At 68.4% G+C, this 16790-nt stretch carries 21 protein-coding genes; 17 read left to right on the top strand and 4 right to left on the bottom strand.

Annotation, left to right across the window (positions count from 1 at the left end; all coding sequences use genetic code 11):
- Positions 1 to 125 precede the first annotated feature (125 nt).
- The 13 genes from rpsP (at position 126) to ACLJOO_RS41345 (ending at position 10017) form a co-directional block, all read left to right on the top strand.
- Positions 126 to 659, top strand: a complete 534-nt coding sequence (gene rpsP / locus ACLJOO_RS41405) for a 30S ribosomal protein S16 (protein WP_410793698.1) — start codon at positions 126 to 128, stop codon at positions 657 to 659.
- 5 nt (positions 660 to 664) lie between these two features.
- On the top strand, positions 665 to 916 hold the full coding sequence (locus ACLJOO_RS41400) for an RNA-binding protein (protein WP_410793907.1): 252 nt from the start codon (positions 665 to 667) through the stop codon (positions 914 to 916).
- Positions 917 to 992: 76 nt separating this feature from the next.
- A complete protein-coding gene (gene rimM / locus ACLJOO_RS41395) occupies positions 993 to 1538 on the top strand; it encodes a ribosome maturation factor RimM (RefSeq protein ID WP_410793697.1) in 546 nt (181 codons plus the stop codon).
- Position 1539: 1 nt separating this feature from the next.
- The gene (gene trmD / locus ACLJOO_RS41390; protein ID WP_410793695.1) at positions 1540 to 2739 is read left to right on the top strand and encodes a tRNA (guanosine(37)-N1)-methyltransferase TrmD; all 1200 of its coding nucleotides are present in this window, start codon (positions 1540 to 1542) and stop codon (positions 2737 to 2739) included.
- Positions 2740 to 2921: 182 nt separating this feature from the next.
- Positions 2922 to 3281, top strand: a complete 360-nt coding sequence (gene rplS, locus ACLJOO_RS41385; protein ID WP_410793693.1) for a 50S ribosomal protein L19 — start codon at positions 2922 to 2924, stop codon at positions 3279 to 3281.
- 144 nt (positions 3282 to 3425) lie between these two features.
- Positions 3426 to 4055, top strand: a complete 630-nt coding sequence (lepB, locus tag ACLJOO_RS41380) for a signal peptidase I (protein WP_238151156.1) — start codon at positions 3426 to 3428, stop codon at positions 4053 to 4055.
- Positions 4052 to 4816 carry a signal peptidase I gene (gene lepB, locus ACLJOO_RS41375; RefSeq protein ID WP_130387670.1) on the top strand — a complete coding sequence of 255 codons (765 nt, stop codon included), beginning with the start codon at positions 4052 to 4054 and terminating at the stop codon, positions 4814 to 4816. The genes lepB (ACLJOO_RS41380) and lepB (ACLJOO_RS41375) overlap by 4 nt, the downstream gene beginning before the upstream one ends.
- A gap of 216 nt (positions 4817 to 5032) precedes the next feature.
- Positions 5033 to 5731 carry a ribonuclease HII gene (locus ACLJOO_RS41370; protein WP_327636271.1) on the top strand — a complete coding sequence of 233 codons (699 nt, stop codon included), beginning with the start codon at positions 5033 to 5035 and terminating at the stop codon, positions 5729 to 5731.
- Positions 5728 to 6051: a DUF2469 domain-containing protein gene (locus ACLJOO_RS41365; protein ID WP_012922325.1), complete on the top strand. Its 324-nt coding sequence runs from the start codon at positions 5728 to 5730 to the stop codon at positions 6049 to 6051. The genes ACLJOO_RS41370 and ACLJOO_RS41365 overlap by 4 nt, the downstream gene beginning before the upstream one ends.
- Positions 6052 to 6137: 86 nt before the next feature.
- Positions 6138 to 6494 (top strand): YraN family protein, encoded by a 357-nt coding sequence (locus ACLJOO_RS41360; protein ID WP_410793692.1) that lies wholly within the window; start codon positions 6138 to 6140, stop codon positions 6492 to 6494.
- Positions 6494 to 8071: a YifB family Mg chelatase-like AAA ATPase gene (locus ACLJOO_RS41355; RefSeq protein WP_410793690.1), complete on the top strand. Its 1578-nt coding sequence runs from the start codon at positions 6494 to 6496 to the stop codon at positions 8069 to 8071. Before ACLJOO_RS41360 ends, ACLJOO_RS41355 begins: the two co-directional genes overlap by 1 nt.
- Entirely contained in the window at positions 8068 to 9282 is a 1215-nt protein-coding gene (gene dprA, locus ACLJOO_RS41350) for a DNA-processing protein DprA (RefSeq protein ID WP_410793689.1), read from the top strand. The genes ACLJOO_RS41355 and dprA overlap by 4 nt, the downstream gene beginning before the upstream one ends.
- Before the next feature lie 96 nt (positions 9283 to 9378).
- A complete protein-coding gene (locus tag ACLJOO_RS41345; RefSeq protein ID WP_410793687.1) occupies positions 9379 to 10017 on the top strand; it encodes a glyoxalase in 639 nt (212 codons plus the stop codon).
- 22 nt (positions 10018 to 10039) lie between these two features.
- On the opposite strand, the gene ACLJOO_RS41340 is transcribed toward ACLJOO_RS41345, so the two are convergent.
- The gene (locus ACLJOO_RS41340) at positions 10040 to 10381 is read right to left on the bottom strand and encodes a DUF2200 domain-containing protein (RefSeq protein ID WP_410793686.1); all 342 of its coding nucleotides are present in this window, start codon (positions 10379 to 10381) and stop codon (positions 10040 to 10042) included.
- 29 nt (positions 10382 to 10410) lie between these two features.
- A complete protein-coding gene (locus tag ACLJOO_RS41335; RefSeq protein ID WP_410793684.1) occupies positions 10411 to 10779 on the bottom strand; it encodes a hypothetical protein in 369 nt (122 codons plus the stop codon).
- 53 nt (positions 10780 to 10832) lie between these two features.
- Here ACLJOO_RS41335 and ACLJOO_RS41330 point away from each other — a divergent pair, with 53 nt between their 5' ends.
- A complete protein-coding gene (locus ACLJOO_RS41330; RefSeq protein ID WP_410793682.1) occupies positions 10833 to 11480 on the top strand; it encodes a TetR/AcrR family transcriptional regulator C-terminal domain-containing protein in 648 nt (215 codons plus the stop codon).
- Positions 11481 to 11556: 76 nt separating this feature from the next.
- On the opposite strand, the gene ACLJOO_RS41325 is transcribed toward ACLJOO_RS41330, so the two are convergent.
- Positions 11557 to 13191, bottom strand: coding sequence for an APC family permease (locus ACLJOO_RS41325; RefSeq protein ID WP_410793680.1), 1635 nt, complete (start codon positions 13189 to 13191; stop codon positions 11557 to 11559).
- 136 nt (positions 13192 to 13327) lie between these two features.
- On the opposite strand from ACLJOO_RS41325, the gene ACLJOO_RS41320 reads away from it, so the two are divergent.
- Together ACLJOO_RS41320 and ACLJOO_RS41315 are read left to right on the top strand one after the other, a co-directional pair.
- A complete protein-coding gene (locus ACLJOO_RS41320) occupies positions 13328 to 14269 on the top strand; it encodes a tyrosine recombinase XerC (protein WP_410793679.1) in 942 nt (313 codons plus the stop codon).
- A gap of 52 nt (positions 14270 to 14321) precedes the next feature.
- On the top strand, positions 14322 to 14801 hold the full coding sequence (locus tag ACLJOO_RS41315; protein WP_410793677.1) for an RrF2 family transcriptional regulator: 480 nt from the start codon (positions 14322 to 14324) through the stop codon (positions 14799 to 14801).
- Between the two features lie 56 nt (positions 14802 to 14857).
- Here the strand turns inward: ACLJOO_RS41315 and ACLJOO_RS41310 are convergent, their stop codons facing one another.
- The gene (locus tag ACLJOO_RS41310; RefSeq protein WP_410793676.1) at positions 14858 to 15511 is read right to left on the bottom strand and encodes a murein hydrolase activator EnvC family protein; all 654 of its coding nucleotides are present in this window, start codon (positions 15509 to 15511) and stop codon (positions 14858 to 14860) included.
- Positions 15512 to 15811: 300 nt separating this feature from the next.
- Between ACLJOO_RS41310 and rpsB the strand changes: the two genes are divergently transcribed.
- Positions 15812 to 16774 carry a 30S ribosomal protein S2 gene (gene rpsB, locus ACLJOO_RS41305; protein ID WP_410793674.1) on the top strand — a complete coding sequence of 321 codons (963 nt, stop codon included), beginning with the start codon at positions 15812 to 15814 and terminating at the stop codon, positions 16772 to 16774.
- Positions 16775 to 16790: the final 16 nt, after the last annotated feature.

Raw genomic sequence — 16790 nt, 5'->3', positions numbered from 1 at the left:
CGTCCAGGTTCGTGCAGCCCTCTAACTCCACTGCCCGGCCGGCCCATCGAGCTGTCACTGCGTTGTCCCCACGACGCGTCGTGCGGTTCATCAAGACAGTAATTTCCAAGGGAGACCCCACAAACGTGGCAGTCAAGATCCGTTTGAAGCGCATCGGCAAGAAGCGCACCCCGCACTACCGCATCGTCGTGATGGACGCCCGCGCCAAGCGGGACGGCCGCGCGATCGAGGAGATCGGGATCTACAACCCGAAGACCGAGCCCTCGTTCATCCGCGTCGAGTCGGAGCGGGCGCAGTACTGGCTGGGCGTCGGCGCGCAGCCGAGCGAGGCCGTCGAGGCGCTCTTCAAGGCCACCGGCGACTGGCAGAAGTTCAAGGGCCTGGACGCCCCGGCGCCGCTGCGGGTGGCCGAGCCGAAGCGGGACAAGCAGGAGATCTTCAACGAGGCGCTGGCCGAGGCCCACGGCTCGCTGAAGACCGAGGCGGTCACCGCCAAGAAGACGGCGAAGAAGGCCGCGAAGGCCGACGACACCGCGAAGGACGACGCCAAGGCCGACGCGCCCAAGGCCGACGAGGCCAAGGCGGACGACGCGAAGGCTGAGGCCAAGGCCGACGAGCCGAAGGCCGACGAGGCTGCGGCCGAGACCACCGAGGCCTGACGATGATGGAGACCGAGGCGCTTGAGCACCTGGTCCGAGGCATCGTGGACAACCCCGACGACGTCAGCGTCCGGGCCCGGACGCTGCGGCGTGGCCGCACCCTCGAGGTGCACGTCCACCCCGACGACATCGGCAAGGTGATCGGCCGCAACGGCCGCACTGCCACCGCGATCCGCACCGTCGTCGGCGCTCTCAGCTCCGAGTCCTCGCTGCGCATCGACTTCGTCGACGAGCTCAACAAGCGCCCGCGCCGCTGAGCTCAGCAGTCCTCTCGAAGGGCCGCACCCGGTCTCTGGGGTGCGGCCCTTCGACTCGTACAAAGGAGTAATGCAGGTGTTGGTGACTGTCGGACGGATCGGCCGCGCGCACGGGATCAAGGGCGAGGTCGGCATCGACGTGCGCACCGACGAGCCGGACCGCCGGTTCGCCGACGGAGCGACCGTCGTGACCGATGCCAAGGTGTCCCGGACCCTGACCATCGCCTCGAGCCGCTGGCACAGCGGGAAGCTGCTGGTGAAGTTCGCCGAGGTGCCGGACCGGACCGCGGCGGAGCAGCTGCGCAACCTGTTCGTGCAGTGCGAGGTCCCCGAGGACGAACGCCCCGAGGACCCGGAGGAGTACTACGACCGCGACCTCGTCGGCCTAGCGGTCCGCACCACCGACGGCGCCGAGGTCGGTGAGGTGACCGACGTCGTGCACCTGCCGTCACAGGACCTCCTGGAGATCCGGCGTACCGCGGGCAACCTCGTGCTGGTCCCGATGGTCGAGGAACTCGTCCCGGAGATCGACATCGACATGCGGTACGTCGTCGTAGCGGACCGCCCCGGCCTGCTCGACCCCGAGGGCGCGGACGTGGTCCAAACCGAGCCAGGGGACTGACATGCGCCTGGACGTCGTCACGATCTTCCCGGAGTACCTGGCTGCTCTCGACGTCTCCCTGGTCGGGAAGGCGGCCAAGAGCGGCCTCCTGGACATCCACCTGCACGACCTGCGCGAGTGGACCCACGACCGCCACCGGACCGTCGACGACACCCCGTACGGGGGGGGAGCGGGCATGGTGATGAAGCCGGAGCCCTGGGGACAGGCACTGGACGCGGTCGCACCGGTCGACGGTCCCGCACAGCCCCGGCTGATCGTTCCGACCCCTGCCGGACGCCCTTTCACCCAGTCGTTGGCGTACGAGCTCGCCGCGGAGCCGTGGCTCGCGTTCGCGTGTGGCCGGTACGAGGGCATCGACGCGCGCGTGGCGTCGTACGCCGGTGAGCGGATGCGCGTCGACGAGGTGTCCATCGGCGACTACGTGCTGAACGGCGGTGAGGTCGCCGTACTCGTGATGGTCGAGGCAGTGGCGCGCCTGCTGCCCGGCGTGATCGGCAACCCGGAGTCGCTGGCGGAGGAGTCCCACTCGGGCGACGGCCTGCTCGAGTACCCGGTCTACACGAAGCCGCCGAGCTGGCGCGGGTACGACGTACCTGAGGTCCTGCTGTCCGGGAACCACGGCCTGATCGCCGACTGGCGCCACGACGAGTCCGTACGGCGTACCGCGGAACGCCGGCCCGATCTCCTGGCAGCGTGGGGCGATGTGGTCGCTCAGAAGGAGGACGCCACCTCAGCGGTCCGCCTGCTGCCCGCAACGGCTGCTGACGCGGGCGAGATCCACGTCCTGCAGCTGGCCGCCTTCCTGTCCGAGGCGCAGCTGTACGACGACTACACGATCCCGCCGCTGCTGGACGACCCCGCCGCGACTGCGGCCCGCCTGGAGCGGGGGACCGTCCTGAAGGCTGTCGCGGGCACCCGCATCGTCGGATCGGTCCAGCTCGTCGTCGACGACTCCGTCGGACAGATCGAACGACTCATCGTGGCCCCGGACTGGCAGGGCCGCGGTCTCGGTGCCCGCCTGCTGCGTGCCGCCGAGCAGGTGGCGCCCGCCGAGGTCACGTCGTACGCGCTGAACACAGGTGCGCTGAGCGACCGGAACCTCGCCCTGTACCGGAAAGCGGGTTACCGGGAGCTCAGCCGGGAGGCCCTGACGCCCAAGGTCGACCTGGTCCGGCTCGGCAAACGCAGACGCCGTAAGTGATCACCCTGCGCGGTCGACGGCACCGGATTTCGTCGCCGTGTGGGGCGTGTGGCAAGATTGTCTGTTGCTGCCCTTCGGTGCTCCTGCCACAGGGGGTGACCACCGACCGGCAGCCTTTTGATGACTTCATCACCACCGACATTCGTGGGTGACCTGTGGCACGCGCGAGGAAGAGACACCTGATGAGCAACGTCCTGAATGAGCTCGACAACGCGAGCAAGCGTGACGACATCCCCGCTTTCCGGCCCGGCGACACCGTCAACGTGCACGTCAAGGTCGTCGAGGGCAACCGGTCCCGCGTCCAGGTGTTCAAGGGTGTCGTGATCCGGCGCCAGGGTGGCGGCCTGCAGGAGACCTTCACGGTCCGCAAGGTCAGCTTCGGTGTCGGCGTCGAGCGGACCTTCCCGCTGCACACCCCGATCGTCGAGAAGATCGAGGTCGTGACCCGCGGCGACGTCCGCCGCGCCAAGCTGTACTACCTGCGCGAACTGCGCGGTAAGGCGGCGAAGATCAAGGAGAAGCGCGAAGTCCCGGCCTCCTGACGCCCGTAACGACGACGGTCACCTATGGCGCCGAGCACTGCGACTCGCGCTCGCCCTCGACCGGTATCGACGAGGGCACGTCGCAGCAAGGGACGTCACCGCAGGCTGAAGCAGCGGAATCCGCTGCTCAGCCTGCTCGTCGAGATGAGCACCGTCACGGTGCTCGCGCTCGTCATCACGGTGGTCCTGCGGCTGTTCGTCGCGGAGGCGTTCTACGTCCCGTCGGAGTCGATGTACGACACGCTGACGAAGGACGACCGGATCCTCGCCGAGAAGATCAGCTACCTGCACCGCGACGTCGACCGCGGTGACATCATCGTCTTCAAGGACCCGGACAACTGGCTGAACGAGGAAGAGGTCAAGCCGGGCACGGTGCGCCGCATCGGTGAGTTCGTCGGCATTCTGCCGCGCAGCGGCGAGGGTCACCTGGTGAAGCGGGTGATCGGCATCGGCGGCGACCGGGTGGTCTGCTGCAACAAGCAGGGCCAGATCACCGTCAACGGCATCCCGCTGGACGAGCGGGAGTACCTGCTGAAGGACGCCAAGCCGTCCGAGCTGCCCTTCAACGTGCTGGTCCCGGCCGGTCACCTGTGGGTGATGGGCGACAACCGGGCGGAGTCCGCCGATTCCCGCGCCCATATGGGCGGCCCCGGCGGCGGATTCGTGCCGGTCGAGAACGTGGTTGGCCGGGCCTGTTGCGTAATCTGGCCGTCTGACCGGATGACGATGCTGCGTCCTCCGGAAACCTTCAAGAAGCCGGGGCTGAAGAAGTGACCGATACACCGACCAAGACGGACGCCAAACCTGCCCACCGCTCGGGCTTCGCGGCGGCAGCCCGCGAGTTCGTGCTGATCGTGGTCGGTGCCCTGATCGTTTCTTCGATCCTGCGTGCGTTCGTCGGGCAGATGTTCATCATCCCGAGCGAGTCGATGGAGAACACCCTGCTGGTCGGCGACCGGGTCGTGGTGGAGAAGCTCACCGACGTCAAGCGCGGCGACGTGGTCGTGTTCGAGGATCCGGGCGGCTGGCTCGGCGCCGAGGAGAGCGGCCAGAAGCGCGGTTCGATCGGCCGGTTCTTCGAGATCGTCGGCCTGCTGCCGGACTCCAGCCACGGCCACCTGATCAAGCGCCTGATCGGCATGCCCGGCGACAAGGTCGCCTGCTGCGACGCGAAGGGCCGGCTGCTCGTGAACGGCCAGCCGCTCGACGAGACCAGCTATCTGTATCCGGGCGACGCCCCGTCCCAGATGGACTTCCAGGTCACCGTCCCGGCCGGCCGGATCTTCGTGATGGGCGATCACCGCTCCGCCTCCGGGGACTCCCGCGTGCATCTGCAGGACCTCGACGCGAACGGCGGCAACCAGGGCGACGCGGCGTTCGTCCCGCTCGACAAGGTCACCGGGCGGGCGATCATGATCGTCTGGCCGGCGGGTCGCTGGGGCAAACTCGGCGTACCGGACACCTTCAAGGCGGTCCCGGCGGCCGGCCCGGCGCCGGACAAACCTTCGATATCGCTCACGCCGCCACCCAAGTAATCGTTCTGTCGCCTCGGACGCGTGGGGATGTCTCCCAACCCCACGCCTACTGCGCGGCACTCGGCGGGCACCTCGCTGCACTGGAGGGAAGGGAACGATGAAACCACATCGCCCCCTTCCCTCCAGCACACCGAGGCACTCCGCCGAGCACCTGCTCGCGACGGCGTGGAGTTGGGAGACATCCCCTAGGGTGAGTTGTGTGATGCGGAGGGCTGGATGAGCGCGTTACCGCGCGGGAGCACGGTACGGCGGGACGCCGGGCTGTACGGGTACGAGCGGGCCCTGCGCCGCGTCGGCCTGGACCCGATCGCGGGCGTCGACGAGGCCGGTCGCGGACCGTGCGCCGGCCCGCTGGTGGCTGCCGCGGTGATCCTGCCGGAGGGCAAGCGCGGCCAGATCCCGGGGCTGGCCGACTCGAAGCTGCTGACCGCGAAGGCGCGCGAGCGCTGCTACGAAGAGGTCCGCAAGCGTGCTTTGGCGTGGTCGGTGGTGTCCATCGAGGCGGACGAGTGCGATCGGCTCGGCATGCACGTCGCGAACGTGCAGGCGCTCCGCCGGGCGCTGTTCCGGCTCGACGTGCGGCCGTCGTACGTGCTGACCGACGGGTTCGGTGTCGACGGTCTCGGCGTACCGGGTCTGGCGATGTGGAAGGGCGATCGGGTGGCCGCCTGCATCTCTGCCGCGTCAGTGATCGCCAAGGTGACGCGGGATCGCGTGATGGAGCACTGGGACAAGGTCTACCCGCAGTACGGGTTCGGGATCCACAAGGGTTACTGCACCCCTGAACACCAGGCGGCACTGGACGAATACGGCCCGTGCCCACAACATCGACGGCGGTTTGAGAATGTCCGCCGCAGTCTGCGGCCCGTTATGGGACAGAATGTGACCAGTCCCACCGGAGTGGAGAGCCGATGAGTGCCGATGACCTCGAGAAGTACGAGACCGATATGGAGCTGCAGCTCTATCGGGAGTACAAGGACGTCGTCGGGATCTTCAAGTACGTCGTGGAGACCGAGCGGCGGTTCTACCTGTGCAACGCGGTCGACCTGAAGGTCCGCACCGAGGGCGGCGACGTCTACTTCGAGGTGACGATGGCCGACGCCTGGGTCTGGGACGTGTACCGTTCCGCCCGCTTCGTCAAGAACGCCAAGGTCGTCACCTTCCGCGACGTCAACATCGAAGAGCTCGCCAAGTCCGACCTGGAAGTCCCGAAGGATTCCGACTTCGGCCGCTGACGGCGTCCACGGTTTTCCACAATCTGAAAGTGAGGTCCGTTTCCGAGGCCTGATCCCGGCATCTTCTCTGCCGGAGGTGGTCATCGATGCGGACCAGGAACACCGTCGGACGGTACGGCGAGGATCTCGCCGCGAGGTATCTCAGCACCCACGGTTTCGCGGTGCTCGAGCGCAACTGGCGCTGCGAGTTCGGCGAGATCGACATCGTCGCGCGCGAAGGCGACACACTCGTCGTCTGTGAGGTGAAGACCAGGCGCGGGCTGAACTACGGCACCCCGCTGGAGTCGATCACCTACCGGAAGCTGGCCACGCTCCGGAGGCTGGCCGGCCGCTGGCTGCAGACCCATCAGCTCAGACCGGCCGAGATCCGGATCGACGTGATCTCGATCCTGTTCGACCACAACACGCCACCGACCGTGGATCACGTGCGAGGTGCGCTCTGATGGCCCTCGCACACACCTGGTCCGTCGCCCTGGTCGGTCTGGAGGGCCACCTCGTCGAGGTCGAGGCCGACATCGCCCAGGGCCTGCCCAAGACGACCCTGATCGGTCTTCCCGACACGTCCCTGTCCGAAGCCCGCGACCGCGTCCGCGCCGCCGTGGTGAACAGCGGCGAGCGGTTCCCCGACCGCAAGCTCACCATCGGCCTGTCACCCGCCACCCTCCCCAAAACTGGATCTCACTACGACGTCGCCATCGCGTTGTCGCTCCTCACGGCCGCCGGCGCGGTCGATCCCAGCGCGCTCCGCCGTACGGCGATCATCGGCGAACTGGGCCTCGACGGCCGGATCCGGGAGGTCCGCGGTGCGCTCGCGATGACGCTGGCCGCGTCCCGAGCCGGCTTCGACCGCATCGTCGTTCCCGACCTCAACGTCGGCGAGGCCCGCCTGGTCCCCGGCATCGAGGTGTACGGCGCTCGCTCGCTCCGCCAGGTTCTCGCCCTGCTCCGCGGCACCGAAATCCCCGACGAAGCACCGCCCCGCGCCGAGCCGCGCCTGGTGTCCGAATCGCTCATCCGGATGCCAGGGGTCGATCTCGACGACATCATCGGCCAGCAGGAGGGCCGACGCGCGATCGAGGCCGCTGCTGCCGGTGGTCACCACCTGTTCCTGCACGGCCCACCGGGATCCGGCAAGACGATGCTCGCCGAGCGCCTCGCCGGCCTGATGCCGGACCTCAGCACCGACGACTCACTCGAGGTCTCGGCCGTGCACTCACTCGCCGGCCTGCTCACGAACGACGCCGAGCTGGTCCACCGGCCGCCATTCATCGCGCCACACCACACGGCGTCCCTAGCCAGCCTGGTCGGCGGCGGCACCGGCGTGCCGAGACCGGGCGCCATCAGTTGCGCGCACCGCGGCATCCTCTTCGTCGACGAGGCACCCGAGATGCATCCACTGGCCCTCGACAGCCTCCGACAGCCACTCGAATCGGGATTCGTCGAAATCCACCGGGCCGCGGCCGTTGCCAAGTTCCCCGCCCGCTTCATGCTCGTCCTCGCCGCCAACCCATGCCCCTGCGGCCTGTCCGGCACCAACCAAGGCATCTGCAGCTGCTCACCACAGCACCTGGCGCGGTACCGCCAGCGGATCAGCGGCCCGATCAAGGACCGCCTGGACATCCAGCGCCAGATCCTGCCGGCCGCCCGCACCGTCACCGACGGCCAACCCGTGGAGTCGACCGCCGTCGTCGCCGCTCGCGTCCAGGCCGCCCGCGATCGCCAGACGCACCGCTACCGCGAGACCGCCTGGACCCTCAACAGCGAGATCCCGGGCCCTGTCCTGCGCCGCGAACACCCGCTGGACGACGCCAGCCAAAAGCTCCTGGAAGACCACTACACCGCCGGCCGCCTCACCGCCCGAGGCTTCGACCGCGTAGTCCGCCTCGCCTGGACCTTGACCGACCTAGCCGGCGCAACCATCCCCACAGTCGACCAAACCCACGAAGCCTTCCAACTCCGCTCAGGCGAACCCTTGACCCAACTATCCGACCTCCGCCCCCTCAAAGGACCCACGCAATGACCCACACCTACGCACTCACGACCGAGGGTTCTGGCTCCGGGCGAGGAGCGGATGGCAACGATTCGGTTGCTGGCGGCAACGGAGATGAGGAGCGTCTGGCACGCGCGGGTCTGTCCCGAGTCGTCGAGCCAGGCGACCTCGCCGCGCTGAAAGCCTTCGACGGCCTAGCCCCGTTGGAGATCTGGGACCGTCTCCAACACAACGGCCCCGGCCTGGAGCGCTGGTCCACGCGACTCGCCACAGCCGACCCACGCCGAGATCTCGAGCGAGCCGCGGCAGCCGGCGCCCGGTTCGTGATCCCCGGCGACGACGAATGGCCGGCCGAAGTCGAAGTCCTCGACGAAGCAGGTCAGCTGACCCGCCGAGCCGGCGTACCGTTCGGCCTCTGGGTCCGCGGCCGCGCGAACCTCCGCCACGCCCTGACCCGAGCCGTCGCGATCGTCGGCGCCCGCGCCTGCTCGTCGTACGGCGAACACGTATCCGCCGAACTGTCCTCCGGCCTCGCCGACAACGGCCACACGATTGTCTCCGGCGGCGCCTACGGCATCGACGCGGCCGCCCACCGCGGAGCACTCGCAGCCGCCGGCACGACGATCGCGGTCCTCGCCTGCGGTGTCGACGTCAGCTACCCGAAACGCAACTCGGCCCTGCTCAGCCACATCGCCGAGGACGGCCTGGTCGTCACCGAACTCCCACCCGGCTGCGCCCCGACCAAACTCCGCTTCCTCGCCCGCAACCGACTCATCGCCGCCATCACCCAGGGCACCGTCGTCATCGAAGCCGCAGTACGCAGCGGAGCCCTCAACACCGCCGGCTGGGCCGAACAATGCGGCCGCCCCGTCCTCGCCGTCCCCGGCCCGATCACCTCGCGCATGTCAGCCGGCAGCCACCTACTCGTCCGTGAACGCAACGCCGTCCTCGCCACCAACGTCGCCGACATCATCGAGGCAATCTCCCCGTTCGGCACCAACCTCACCCAAACCCCAAGAGCCGCCCCAACCCTCACCGACACCCTCGACCCCGACCTCCAACGAACCCTGGACGCCGTCCCGGTCCACAACCCCGCCCCCACCGACCGCATAGCCAGCACCGCAGGCCTAGACCTCCCCACGACCCAGCAATGCCTACAAACCCTCACCACCCTGACCCTCATAACCCAAACCCCCACCGGCTGGCGCCTACCACCCACCACCCCACCGCCATCCCCGTGACAACCACGGGCCCAACACAACGAAACCACCTTCAGCCGTTCAGATCTGGTCAGGAATCGAGAAGCACGCCGCAGCCTGGCTCCCTAGGTTGGAGACATGACAACTCTTCACAGCGTGGTTCTGGAAGTGGCTGACCGTGCGTCGGCAGAGCGGTTTCTCACGGATGCCTTCGGGCTGAGTGGGCAGGTACGGGTGCGTGAGTCGAGCGCGGAAACGACTGGTTTTCGTGACTTCACGTTGTCGTTGACGGTGGCTCAGCCGAGTACGGTGAGCGGCCTCTTCGAGACGGCGGTGGATGCCGGTGCGACGGTGGTGAAGCCGGTGACCAAGTCGCTGTGGGGGTACGGCGGAGTTGTCGAGGCGCCCGACGGCACGATCTGGAAGGTGGCGACCTCGGCGAAGAAGGACACCGGTCCGGCGACACGCGCGATCGACTCCGTCGTGCTGCTGCTCGGATGTGCTGATGTTGCCGTGAGCAAGAAGTTCTACGTGGACCACGGGTTGGCCGTGGCGAGGAGCTTCGGGCGCAAGTACGTCGAGTTCTCCACCACGGGCCCGATCAAGCTGGGACTGTACGGGCGGAAGGCCCTTGCAAAGGACGCCGGCGTACCGATCGACGGCAGCGGATCGCACCGGATCGCAGTGAGCGGGGATGCGGGCGACCTCGTCGACCCGGACGGATTCGTCTGGGAGCCCATGGCGGCAACGGTTGATGGAGATCTGACGAGTCGATGAGTTGGCGGGGTCGGCGCTGCGGCTACGTGCGCAGGATCTTGGCCATTGGCTTGCCCTTGGCGAGTTCGTCGACCAGTTTGTCGAGGTAGCGGATCTTCTGCATCAGTGGATCGTCGATGTTTTCGACGCGTACGCCGCAGACGACTCCGGTGATCGACGACGCCTGCGGATTGAGTTGTGCCTCGGCGAAGAAGTCCTCGAAGGTCGTGCCCGCCGCCAAATGATCCTTCAACGCTGCCGGGCCGAAACCGGTCAGCCACTCGATCACCTGATCGAGTTCGGTCTTCGTGCGTCCCTTCTTTTCGACCTTGGTCACATACAGCGGATACACAGACGCGAAAGTGACGGTGAAGATTCGGCTCATGTGACAAACGTAAGGCTCGCCACGTTTGTTCAGGGGTCTGTCGGCTCCTGGCGGGTGCTGACAGCGGCCGCGGCGGCTGCGAGGACTGCTGGGAGAACGAGGGCCAGGTGGCCGAGACCGCGGCCTACTTCGCCGTCGACCAGCCAGTGGGCCAGGGAGGTGGCCCAGACGGCGGCGGACCAGGCCAGGGAGAAGATCAAGGCCGGGGCTGCGAGGCGGCGGGGGAGTGCGGCCGAGACGGCCAGCAGAACGAGGATCAGGAGGTCCGGCAGCAGGAACGGGTTGTCCAGTCGGCGGACCGAGGCGCCGCCGAAGTTGTCGGTCGCGAAGTACGCGGCCATGAACAGCGCGAGGAACCCGGCGACCAGCCGGGCAGCAAGAAGACCGTTGCGAGTCATGTCTACACCGTAGACATCAGTCACGGCCCTTGTCTACGGCGTAGATTACTGCCATGACAGATGAGCGAAAGACTCGAGTAGTTCGGGGCACGCTGTCACCCGGCTCGATCGCTGAGAGCGCACTGGCCCTCGGCGACCGGGAGGGCCCCGAGGCGATGACCGCGCGGCGCATCGCGGCGTACGTCGGTTGCGACCCGATGACGCTGTACCGGCACTTCGCCAATCGAGTCGCCCTGCTCGACGCTGTCGCCGACCTCGCCGTGGGGGACGTCGTCCTGCCCGACGACCGCGAACCGTGGGTGGTGCGACTACGGGAGACGCTCGCCAACTCCCGGCAGGTGGCCCTTGCGCATCCGGGCATCGCGCCCCATGTCGCTGCCCGTCCACCGCTCGGGCCGCACGGTCAGCAGATCGGCCGGATGCTGCTCGGCGCGTTGCGGGATGCCGGGCTCAGTGACGAAGAGACGGTGGCCACGAGCCAGGTGCTGATTGCGTACCTGTCCAGCTCGATCGCCATGGCAGTGGCGACCCACGGGCAACGTGACGATCGCTGGGCGGAGGCTGCGCGTGCCCTCAGGAGCATCGGTCAGACGTCCACCGAGCGGATGCCGGCCGCGGGCTCGATCGAACAGTTCACGTTGGGACTCGACCTGCTGGTCGACGGCCTGCGGATGCGAACGAGCGCACCCGGCGTGCTCTGACCGACGCACTCCACGGACCGCCCGGGCACTCCACGGACAGCCCACAGTCCGTGGGCCGTCGGCGCGGTCATCGACCTTAGTTGCGCATGTGTTTGCCGCGGGTGGGCTTTTGGGGTTGCTGCTCGGGCGGGGTGCGGATGGCGCGGAGTTCGGTGGGACGGTCGTGGTCGGGGCGGACGGCCTGCAGGCCTCCGGTGCCCGGGTCGGTGTCGCCGAGGTCGAAGTCCCAGCTGTCCTCGTTGGCGAGGCGGCTGTGCCAGCGACCGTAGAGGCCGTAGATCGCGATGCCGATGGCCATCCAGATGCCGAACTTGGTCCAGGTGCTCGTCTTCATGTTGAGCATCAGCCAGACCGTGGCGGCGAGGGACAGCAGCGGGATCAGCGGGACCATCGGCACCCGGAAACCGCGCTCCAGGTTGGGCTCCGAGCGACGCAGTGTGAGGACGCCGACCGCGCAGAACGCGAAGCAGAACAGGGCTCCGATGACGAGCAGTTCCTCGAGCTCCAAGACCTTCGGGTAGAGCGTGAGGGCCAGCGCGGCGACGCCTGCGGCGGCTGCGGCGCGGGCGGGGGAGGAGTACACGCGGCTGACCCGGCCGAGGCTCTTCGGGAGCAGGCCGTCACGGCCCATGTTGAACAGCACCCGGCTCTGCGCGATGAGGACCACCATGATCACCGTCATCAACGCGAGCAAGGCCCCTAGATTGACCACTTTCGCGGCCCACCCGACGCCGACCGCGGCCAGTGCTTCGGAGACCGGTGCGCCGCCGCCGAGTTGGGCGTACGGGCGCATACCGACCAGGACGACTGCCATCGCGATGTAGAGGATCGTCACCGCGCCGACGCCGAGCAGCATGCCCTGCGGGACGGTCTTCCGCGGGCTGCGGGCGTCCTCGGACGCGGTCGCGATCAGGTCGAAGCCGATGTACGCGAACACGATCGTGCTGGCGGCCGTGAAGATGCCCATCGTCCCGAACGAGCCGAACGACGAGTCCAGGATCCAGCCGAGCAACGTCGGGCTCGCGGTCGCGGGCGCGGCCCGGGCCGGCGGTACGAACGGGTGGTAGTTGTCCATGTTGATGTGCGCGGCGCCGACGATGACCACCAGGAGGATCACCGCGACCTTCGCGATCACGACGACGGTCAGCACGCGGGAGGAGAGTTTGGTGCCGGTCACGATCAGCGCGGTCAGGATCAGCAGCAGCAGTGGGGCCACCAGGTTCAACTTGGCCTCGGGGCCGAAGAACTGCGCGACTCCGTCGGGCAGCGTCACGCCAAAGCCGTCCAGTGTGGCCAGGAAGTACGCCGACCAGACCCGGGCGACGATCGCCGCCGCGGTGACGAGTTCGAGCACGAGCGCCCAGCCGACCAGCCACGCCCACGCTTCGCCGAAGGTGACGTAGCTGAACGTGTACGCGCTACCGGAAACCGGGATGGTGGACGACAGTTCGGCGTAACAGGCCGCGGCCAGCAGACAGACGATCGCGGCGATGACGAACGACAGAATCACTGCCGGTCCGGCGACATTCGCCGCCTGAACGCCGCTGATGCTGAAAATGCCGGAGCCGATCATCACGCCCAGGCCGAGTACAACCAGGTCGCGACGACCGAACAAACGCGGCAGACGGTGCCGCGCGTCCTCGACTCGAGTGAACGCCGACTCGACCGGCAGGCGCCGGCCTACGGTCTGTCCGTTCGCTGAGGGGGCCATGGTCAGGGGTGCCTCCGTTGCTACTAGGGCAATCGGGCCGAACAGTAGTCGACCGTTGGGCTATCGACCAGCCCTCCTCTCGTCGGTCTCCGCGCGGTGGCTTGCGATGCAGGGCCACCTCACGCATCGTCGAGGTATGACGCCGGACGAAGTCAGCGGAAACCGTTCCTGGCCGGAGGGTTTCGCTGTGTTACTGGCTGACTACGAAAGGCATCTGACGGCGGAAAGAGACCTCAGCACTCACTCGGTGAGAGCCTACATCGGAGATGTCGCGGATTTACTCGAACATTTGATTCGGCTTGGTCACGATGATCTCGGGCAGTTGGATATCCGGAGCCTGCGGTCCTGGTTGGCCAAACAGCAAAGTCTGGGGAAATCCCGCAGCACGATGGCCCGCCGGGCGACGGCCGCAAGGGTCTTCACGGCCTGGGCGCGGCGGACCGGGCGGATCGGTACGGATCCCGGAGCGTTGCTGGCCAGCCCGAAGGCGCACAAGAGCCTTCCGGGGGTGCTCGGTCAGGCTGACACCCGCGCGGTGCTCGACGCCGCGGCGGTCGCGGCGGACGACGGCAGTCCCGTCGGGCTCCGTGATCTCGCGATCATGGAGTTGCTCTATGCAACCGGGATCCGCGTCGGCGAGCTGTGCGCCCTTGACGTCGACGACGTCGACGACTCGCGCCGCGTCGTACGGGTCTTCGGCAAGGGGCGGAAGGAGCGGTCGGTCCCGTACGGCGTACCGGCTGGGCAGGCGCTCGAGCGGTGGCTGGTCGAGGCGCGGCCGCAGTTGGCGCGCGAGGGGAGTGGGCCGGCGGCCTTTCTCGGGGCGCGGGGCGGCCGGATCGACCAGCGAGCGGTACGGCGGATGGTGCATGAGCGGATCGCTGTCGTCGACGCGCCGGATCTCGCTCCGCACGGTCTGCGCCATACGGCGGCCACGCATCTGCTGGAGGGCGGCGCGGACCTGCGGAGCGTGCAGGAGCTCTTGGGGCACGCGTCGCTCGCGACCACCCAGATCTACACCCATGTGTCCACGGATCGTCTGCGCCAGGCCTACCAGCAGGCGCACCCCAGGGCATGACATTGGCCGGGGATGCGGCGCGTGAGCGCCGGGATGCGGCAGACTGCGGGACATGCGGGTTTCGGCGAAGTCTGACTATGCGTTGCGAGCTCTGATCGAGATCACCCAGCGGTGGGTGGCCGGCGATGCTGCGGTGGTGTCGGCCGAGGAGCTGAGCCGGGCGCAGGGCATTCCGCATGGGTTCCTGCAGGGCATCCTGGCCGATCTGCGGCGAGCCGGCGTCCTGTCCAGCCAGCGTGGGCAGTCGGGCGGCTGGCGGCTGGCCGTCGACCCCAACGAGATCTCCGTCGCCGACGTGATGCGCGCGGTCGACGGCCCGATCGTGAGCATCTCGGGCGTCCGGCCGGAGAGTGTCACCTACAACGAGCACGCGGTCGTGCTGCAGCGGGTCTGGATCGCCGCCCGCGCGAGCCTCCGGGACGTGCTCGAGAACACCACGCTGATCGATCTCGCCAAGAACAAGCTCCCGGCCGGCGTCGAGCGCCGCTCGCGGGACGAGGACGCCTGGCAGGCCCGGGTCCCCGGCAGCTGACCGCGTGCGACCGGTACGGGGTGTCGTGGCAGCTGAACCTGCCGCAGGTATGCGGTTCATTCGCGCCTGATCAGTAAGCCGGCGGTGAGTGTCAGGGCTGCGGTGGCGGCGATGACGAGCTTGGCCGCGCGCCCGCTGCTATCCGGCGGGCCGTCAGATGCCGGGGCAGGCGGCATACCGCGCGACAGGTCAGGCGATGTGCCGGGGGATGCTGCCGCGGCCGGTTGGGTTTGTCGGTCGGTGAGCGGGAGTAGCCGGACCGGGCGGTTGGGGAGCAGGGTCAGGGGGTTGAGGTACTGCTTGCCCTGGAGCAGGCCCCAGTGCAGACAGGATCTGGGCAGGCAGTGCGAGCCCGCGGCGGACAGGCGGCCGATGACGGTGCCGGTCTTGACAGCGGTTCCGACCGAGACCTCGGGGACGACGGGTTCGTACGTCGTACGGCGGGGACCGGTGGTGATCGTGACGACGCCGCGGCCGGCGAGTGCACCGGCGTACGTGATCGTGCCGGCGGTGGCTGCGAGGACGGGTTGGCCGGGGCGGCCGGCGAGATCGACGCCGCGGTGGCCGGGCAGCCAGGGTTTCGCGGGTAGCTCGAAGCCGCGCACGACCTCCGGACGGGGTTGGAGCGGCCAGGCCGCGACGGCGGGCGGGGGTGGGCTGGGTGTGGGCGGCGGGGGCGGGGCGGCGAGGGGGAGCAAGGCGAGGTTCATGCCAGGGAAGATGCCGGTTTCGGGGTGGCCGCGGACCGGCGATCGCGGAATTGTGGACAACCTGACCCGGTTCGCGTCCGGCGTGGGTGGTCCCGTACACTTCCGGTGGCGCCACACCTAGGTGGGGCGACTACGCATGCCCGCACAAGTGTGCGACTCCAGCGGTCCCGGAGCGATCCGGGCGGAGCCGTACGACGGGCATCAGGCACGGTGCGCCATCCCGGCGCGTCGCGAGACAACCGAGAGACGCGCGGACCCGGAAGAGCACCCGGGAAAGCGTGACAGGAGACCCACACAGTCATGGCCGTAGTAACCATGAAGCAGCTGCTCGAGAGCGGCGTGCACTTCGGGCACCAGACCCGGCGCTGGAACCCCAAGATGAAGCGCTACATCCTCACCGAGCGCAACGGCATCTACATCATCGACCTGCAGCAGTCGCTGTCCTACATCGACCGCGCGTACGAGTTCGTTCGCAGCACCGTGGCGTCCGGCGGCGCGATCCTGTTCGTCGGCACCAAGAAGCAGGCTCAGGAAGCGATCGCCGAGCAGGCGACCCGCGTCGGGATGCCGTACGTGAACCAGCGCTGGCTGGGCGGCATGCTGACCAACTTCCAGACGGTGAACAAGCGGCTGCAGCGGCTCAAGGAGCTCGAGCTCATCGACTTCGACGACGTCGCCGCCTCCGGTGTCACCAAGAAGGAGCTGCTGCAGAAGCGTCGCGAGCACGACAAGCTGCTCAAGACCCTCGGCGGTATCCGCGACATGGCCCGGGTTCCGGCCGCCGTGTGGATCGTGGACACCAAGAAGGAGCACCTCGCCGTCGACGAGGCGCGCAAGCTGAAGCTGCCGATCATCGGCATCCTGGACACCAACTGCGACCCGGACGAGGTCGACTACCCGATCCCGGGGAACGACGACGCGATCCGCTCGGTCGGCCTGCTCACGCGGGTCGTCGCCGACGCCGTCGCCGACGGCCTGATGGGCCGCTCCGGCCAGGGCTCCGCCGCCGCCGGCGAGGAGCTGGGCCAGGAAGAGCCGCTGGCCGCCTGGGAGCGCGAGCTGCTGGAGAGCCAGAACGGCGCCGCCAAGGCCACCGAGACCGCTGAGGCCGCTCCGGCCGCCGAGGCTGCCCCGGTTGCCGAGGTTGCCGAGGTTGCCGAGGCCGCTCCGGCGACCGAGATCCTGACCGAGCCGGTCGCGACCGACGCCGAGGTCACCGAGGCGAAGAAGGACGACGACGCCCCGAAGGCCGACGAGGCCTGACAGCCCGCTGGCGCCG

This window comes from Kribbella sp. C-35 (assembly GCF_046549195.1).
Taxonomy (GTDB): Bacteria; Actinomycetota; Actinomycetes; order Propionibacteriales; family Kribbellaceae; genus Kribbella.
This window is presented reverse-complemented; position numbering and strand designations above follow the sequence as displayed.

What these genes read in the sequence shown, in the direction of transcription:
- rplS (WP_410793693.1), top strand. Translation starts at nt 2,922, where the DNA reads ATGAGCAACGTCCTGAATGAGCTCGACAACGCGAGCAAGCGTGACGAC.
- ACLJOO_RS41330 (WP_410793682.1), top strand. Translation starts at nt 10,833, where the DNA reads ATGACAGATGAGCGAAAGACTCGAGTAGTTCGGGGCACGCTGTCACCC.
- trmD (WP_410793695.1), top strand. Translation starts at nt 1,540, where the DNA reads ATGCGCCTGGACGTCGTCACGATCTTCCCGGAGTACCTGGCTGCTCTC.
- ACLJOO_RS41345 (WP_410793687.1), top strand. Translation starts at nt 9,379, where the DNA reads ATGACAACTCTTCACAGCGTGGTTCTGGAAGTGGCTGACCGTGCGTCG.
- ACLJOO_RS41315 (WP_410793677.1), top strand. Translation starts at nt 14,322, where the DNA reads ATGCGGGTTTCGGCGAAGTCTGACTATGCGTTGCGAGCTCTGATCGAG.
- ACLJOO_RS41355 (WP_410793690.1), top strand. Translation starts at nt 6,494, where the DNA reads ATGGCCCTCGCACACACCTGGTCCGTCGCCCTGGTCGGTCTGGAGGGC.
- ACLJOO_RS41340 (WP_410793686.1), bottom strand. Translation starts at nt 10,381, where the DNA reads ATGAGCCGAATCTTCACCGTCACTTTCGCGTCTGTGTATCCGCTGTAT.
- rpsB (WP_410793674.1), top strand. Translation starts at nt 15,812, where the DNA reads ATGGCCGTAGTAACCATGAAGCAGCTGCTCGAGAGCGGCGTGCACTTC.
- ACLJOO_RS41325 (WP_410793680.1), bottom strand. Translation starts at nt 13,191, where the DNA reads ATGGCCCCCTCAGCGAACGGACAGACCGTAGGCCGGCGCCTGCCGGTC.
- ACLJOO_RS41360 (WP_410793692.1), top strand. Translation starts at nt 6,138, where the DNA reads ATGCGGACCAGGAACACCGTCGGACGGTACGGCGAGGATCTCGCCGCG.
- ACLJOO_RS41335 (WP_410793684.1), bottom strand. Translation starts at nt 10,779, where the DNA reads ATGACTCGCAACGGTCTTCTTGCTGCCCGGCTGGTCGCCGGGTTCCTC.
- ACLJOO_RS41310 (WP_410793676.1), bottom strand. Translation starts at nt 15,511, where the DNA reads ATGAACCTCGCCTTGCTCCCCCTCGCCGCCCCGCCCCCGCCGCCCACA.
- ACLJOO_RS41365 (WP_012922325.1), top strand. Translation starts at nt 5,728, where the DNA reads ATGAGTGCCGATGACCTCGAGAAGTACGAGACCGATATGGAGCTGCAG.
- ACLJOO_RS41320 (WP_410793679.1), top strand. Translation starts at nt 13,328, where the DNA reads ATGACGCCGGACGAAGTCAGCGGAAACCGTTCCTGGCCGGAGGGTTTC.
- dprA (WP_410793689.1), top strand. Translation starts at nt 8,068, where the DNA reads ATGACCCACACCTACGCACTCACGACCGAGGGTTCTGGCTCCGGGCGA.
- lepB (WP_238151156.1), top strand. Translation starts at nt 3,426, where the DNA reads ATGAGCACCGTCACGGTGCTCGCGCTCGTCATCACGGTGGTCCTGCGG.
- ACLJOO_RS41370 (WP_327636271.1), top strand. Translation starts at nt 5,033, where the DNA reads ATGAGCGCGTTACCGCGCGGGAGCACGGTACGGCGGGACGCCGGGCTG.
- ACLJOO_RS41400 (WP_410793907.1), top strand. Translation starts at nt 665, where the DNA reads ATGGAGACCGAGGCGCTTGAGCACCTGGTCCGAGGCATCGTGGACAAC.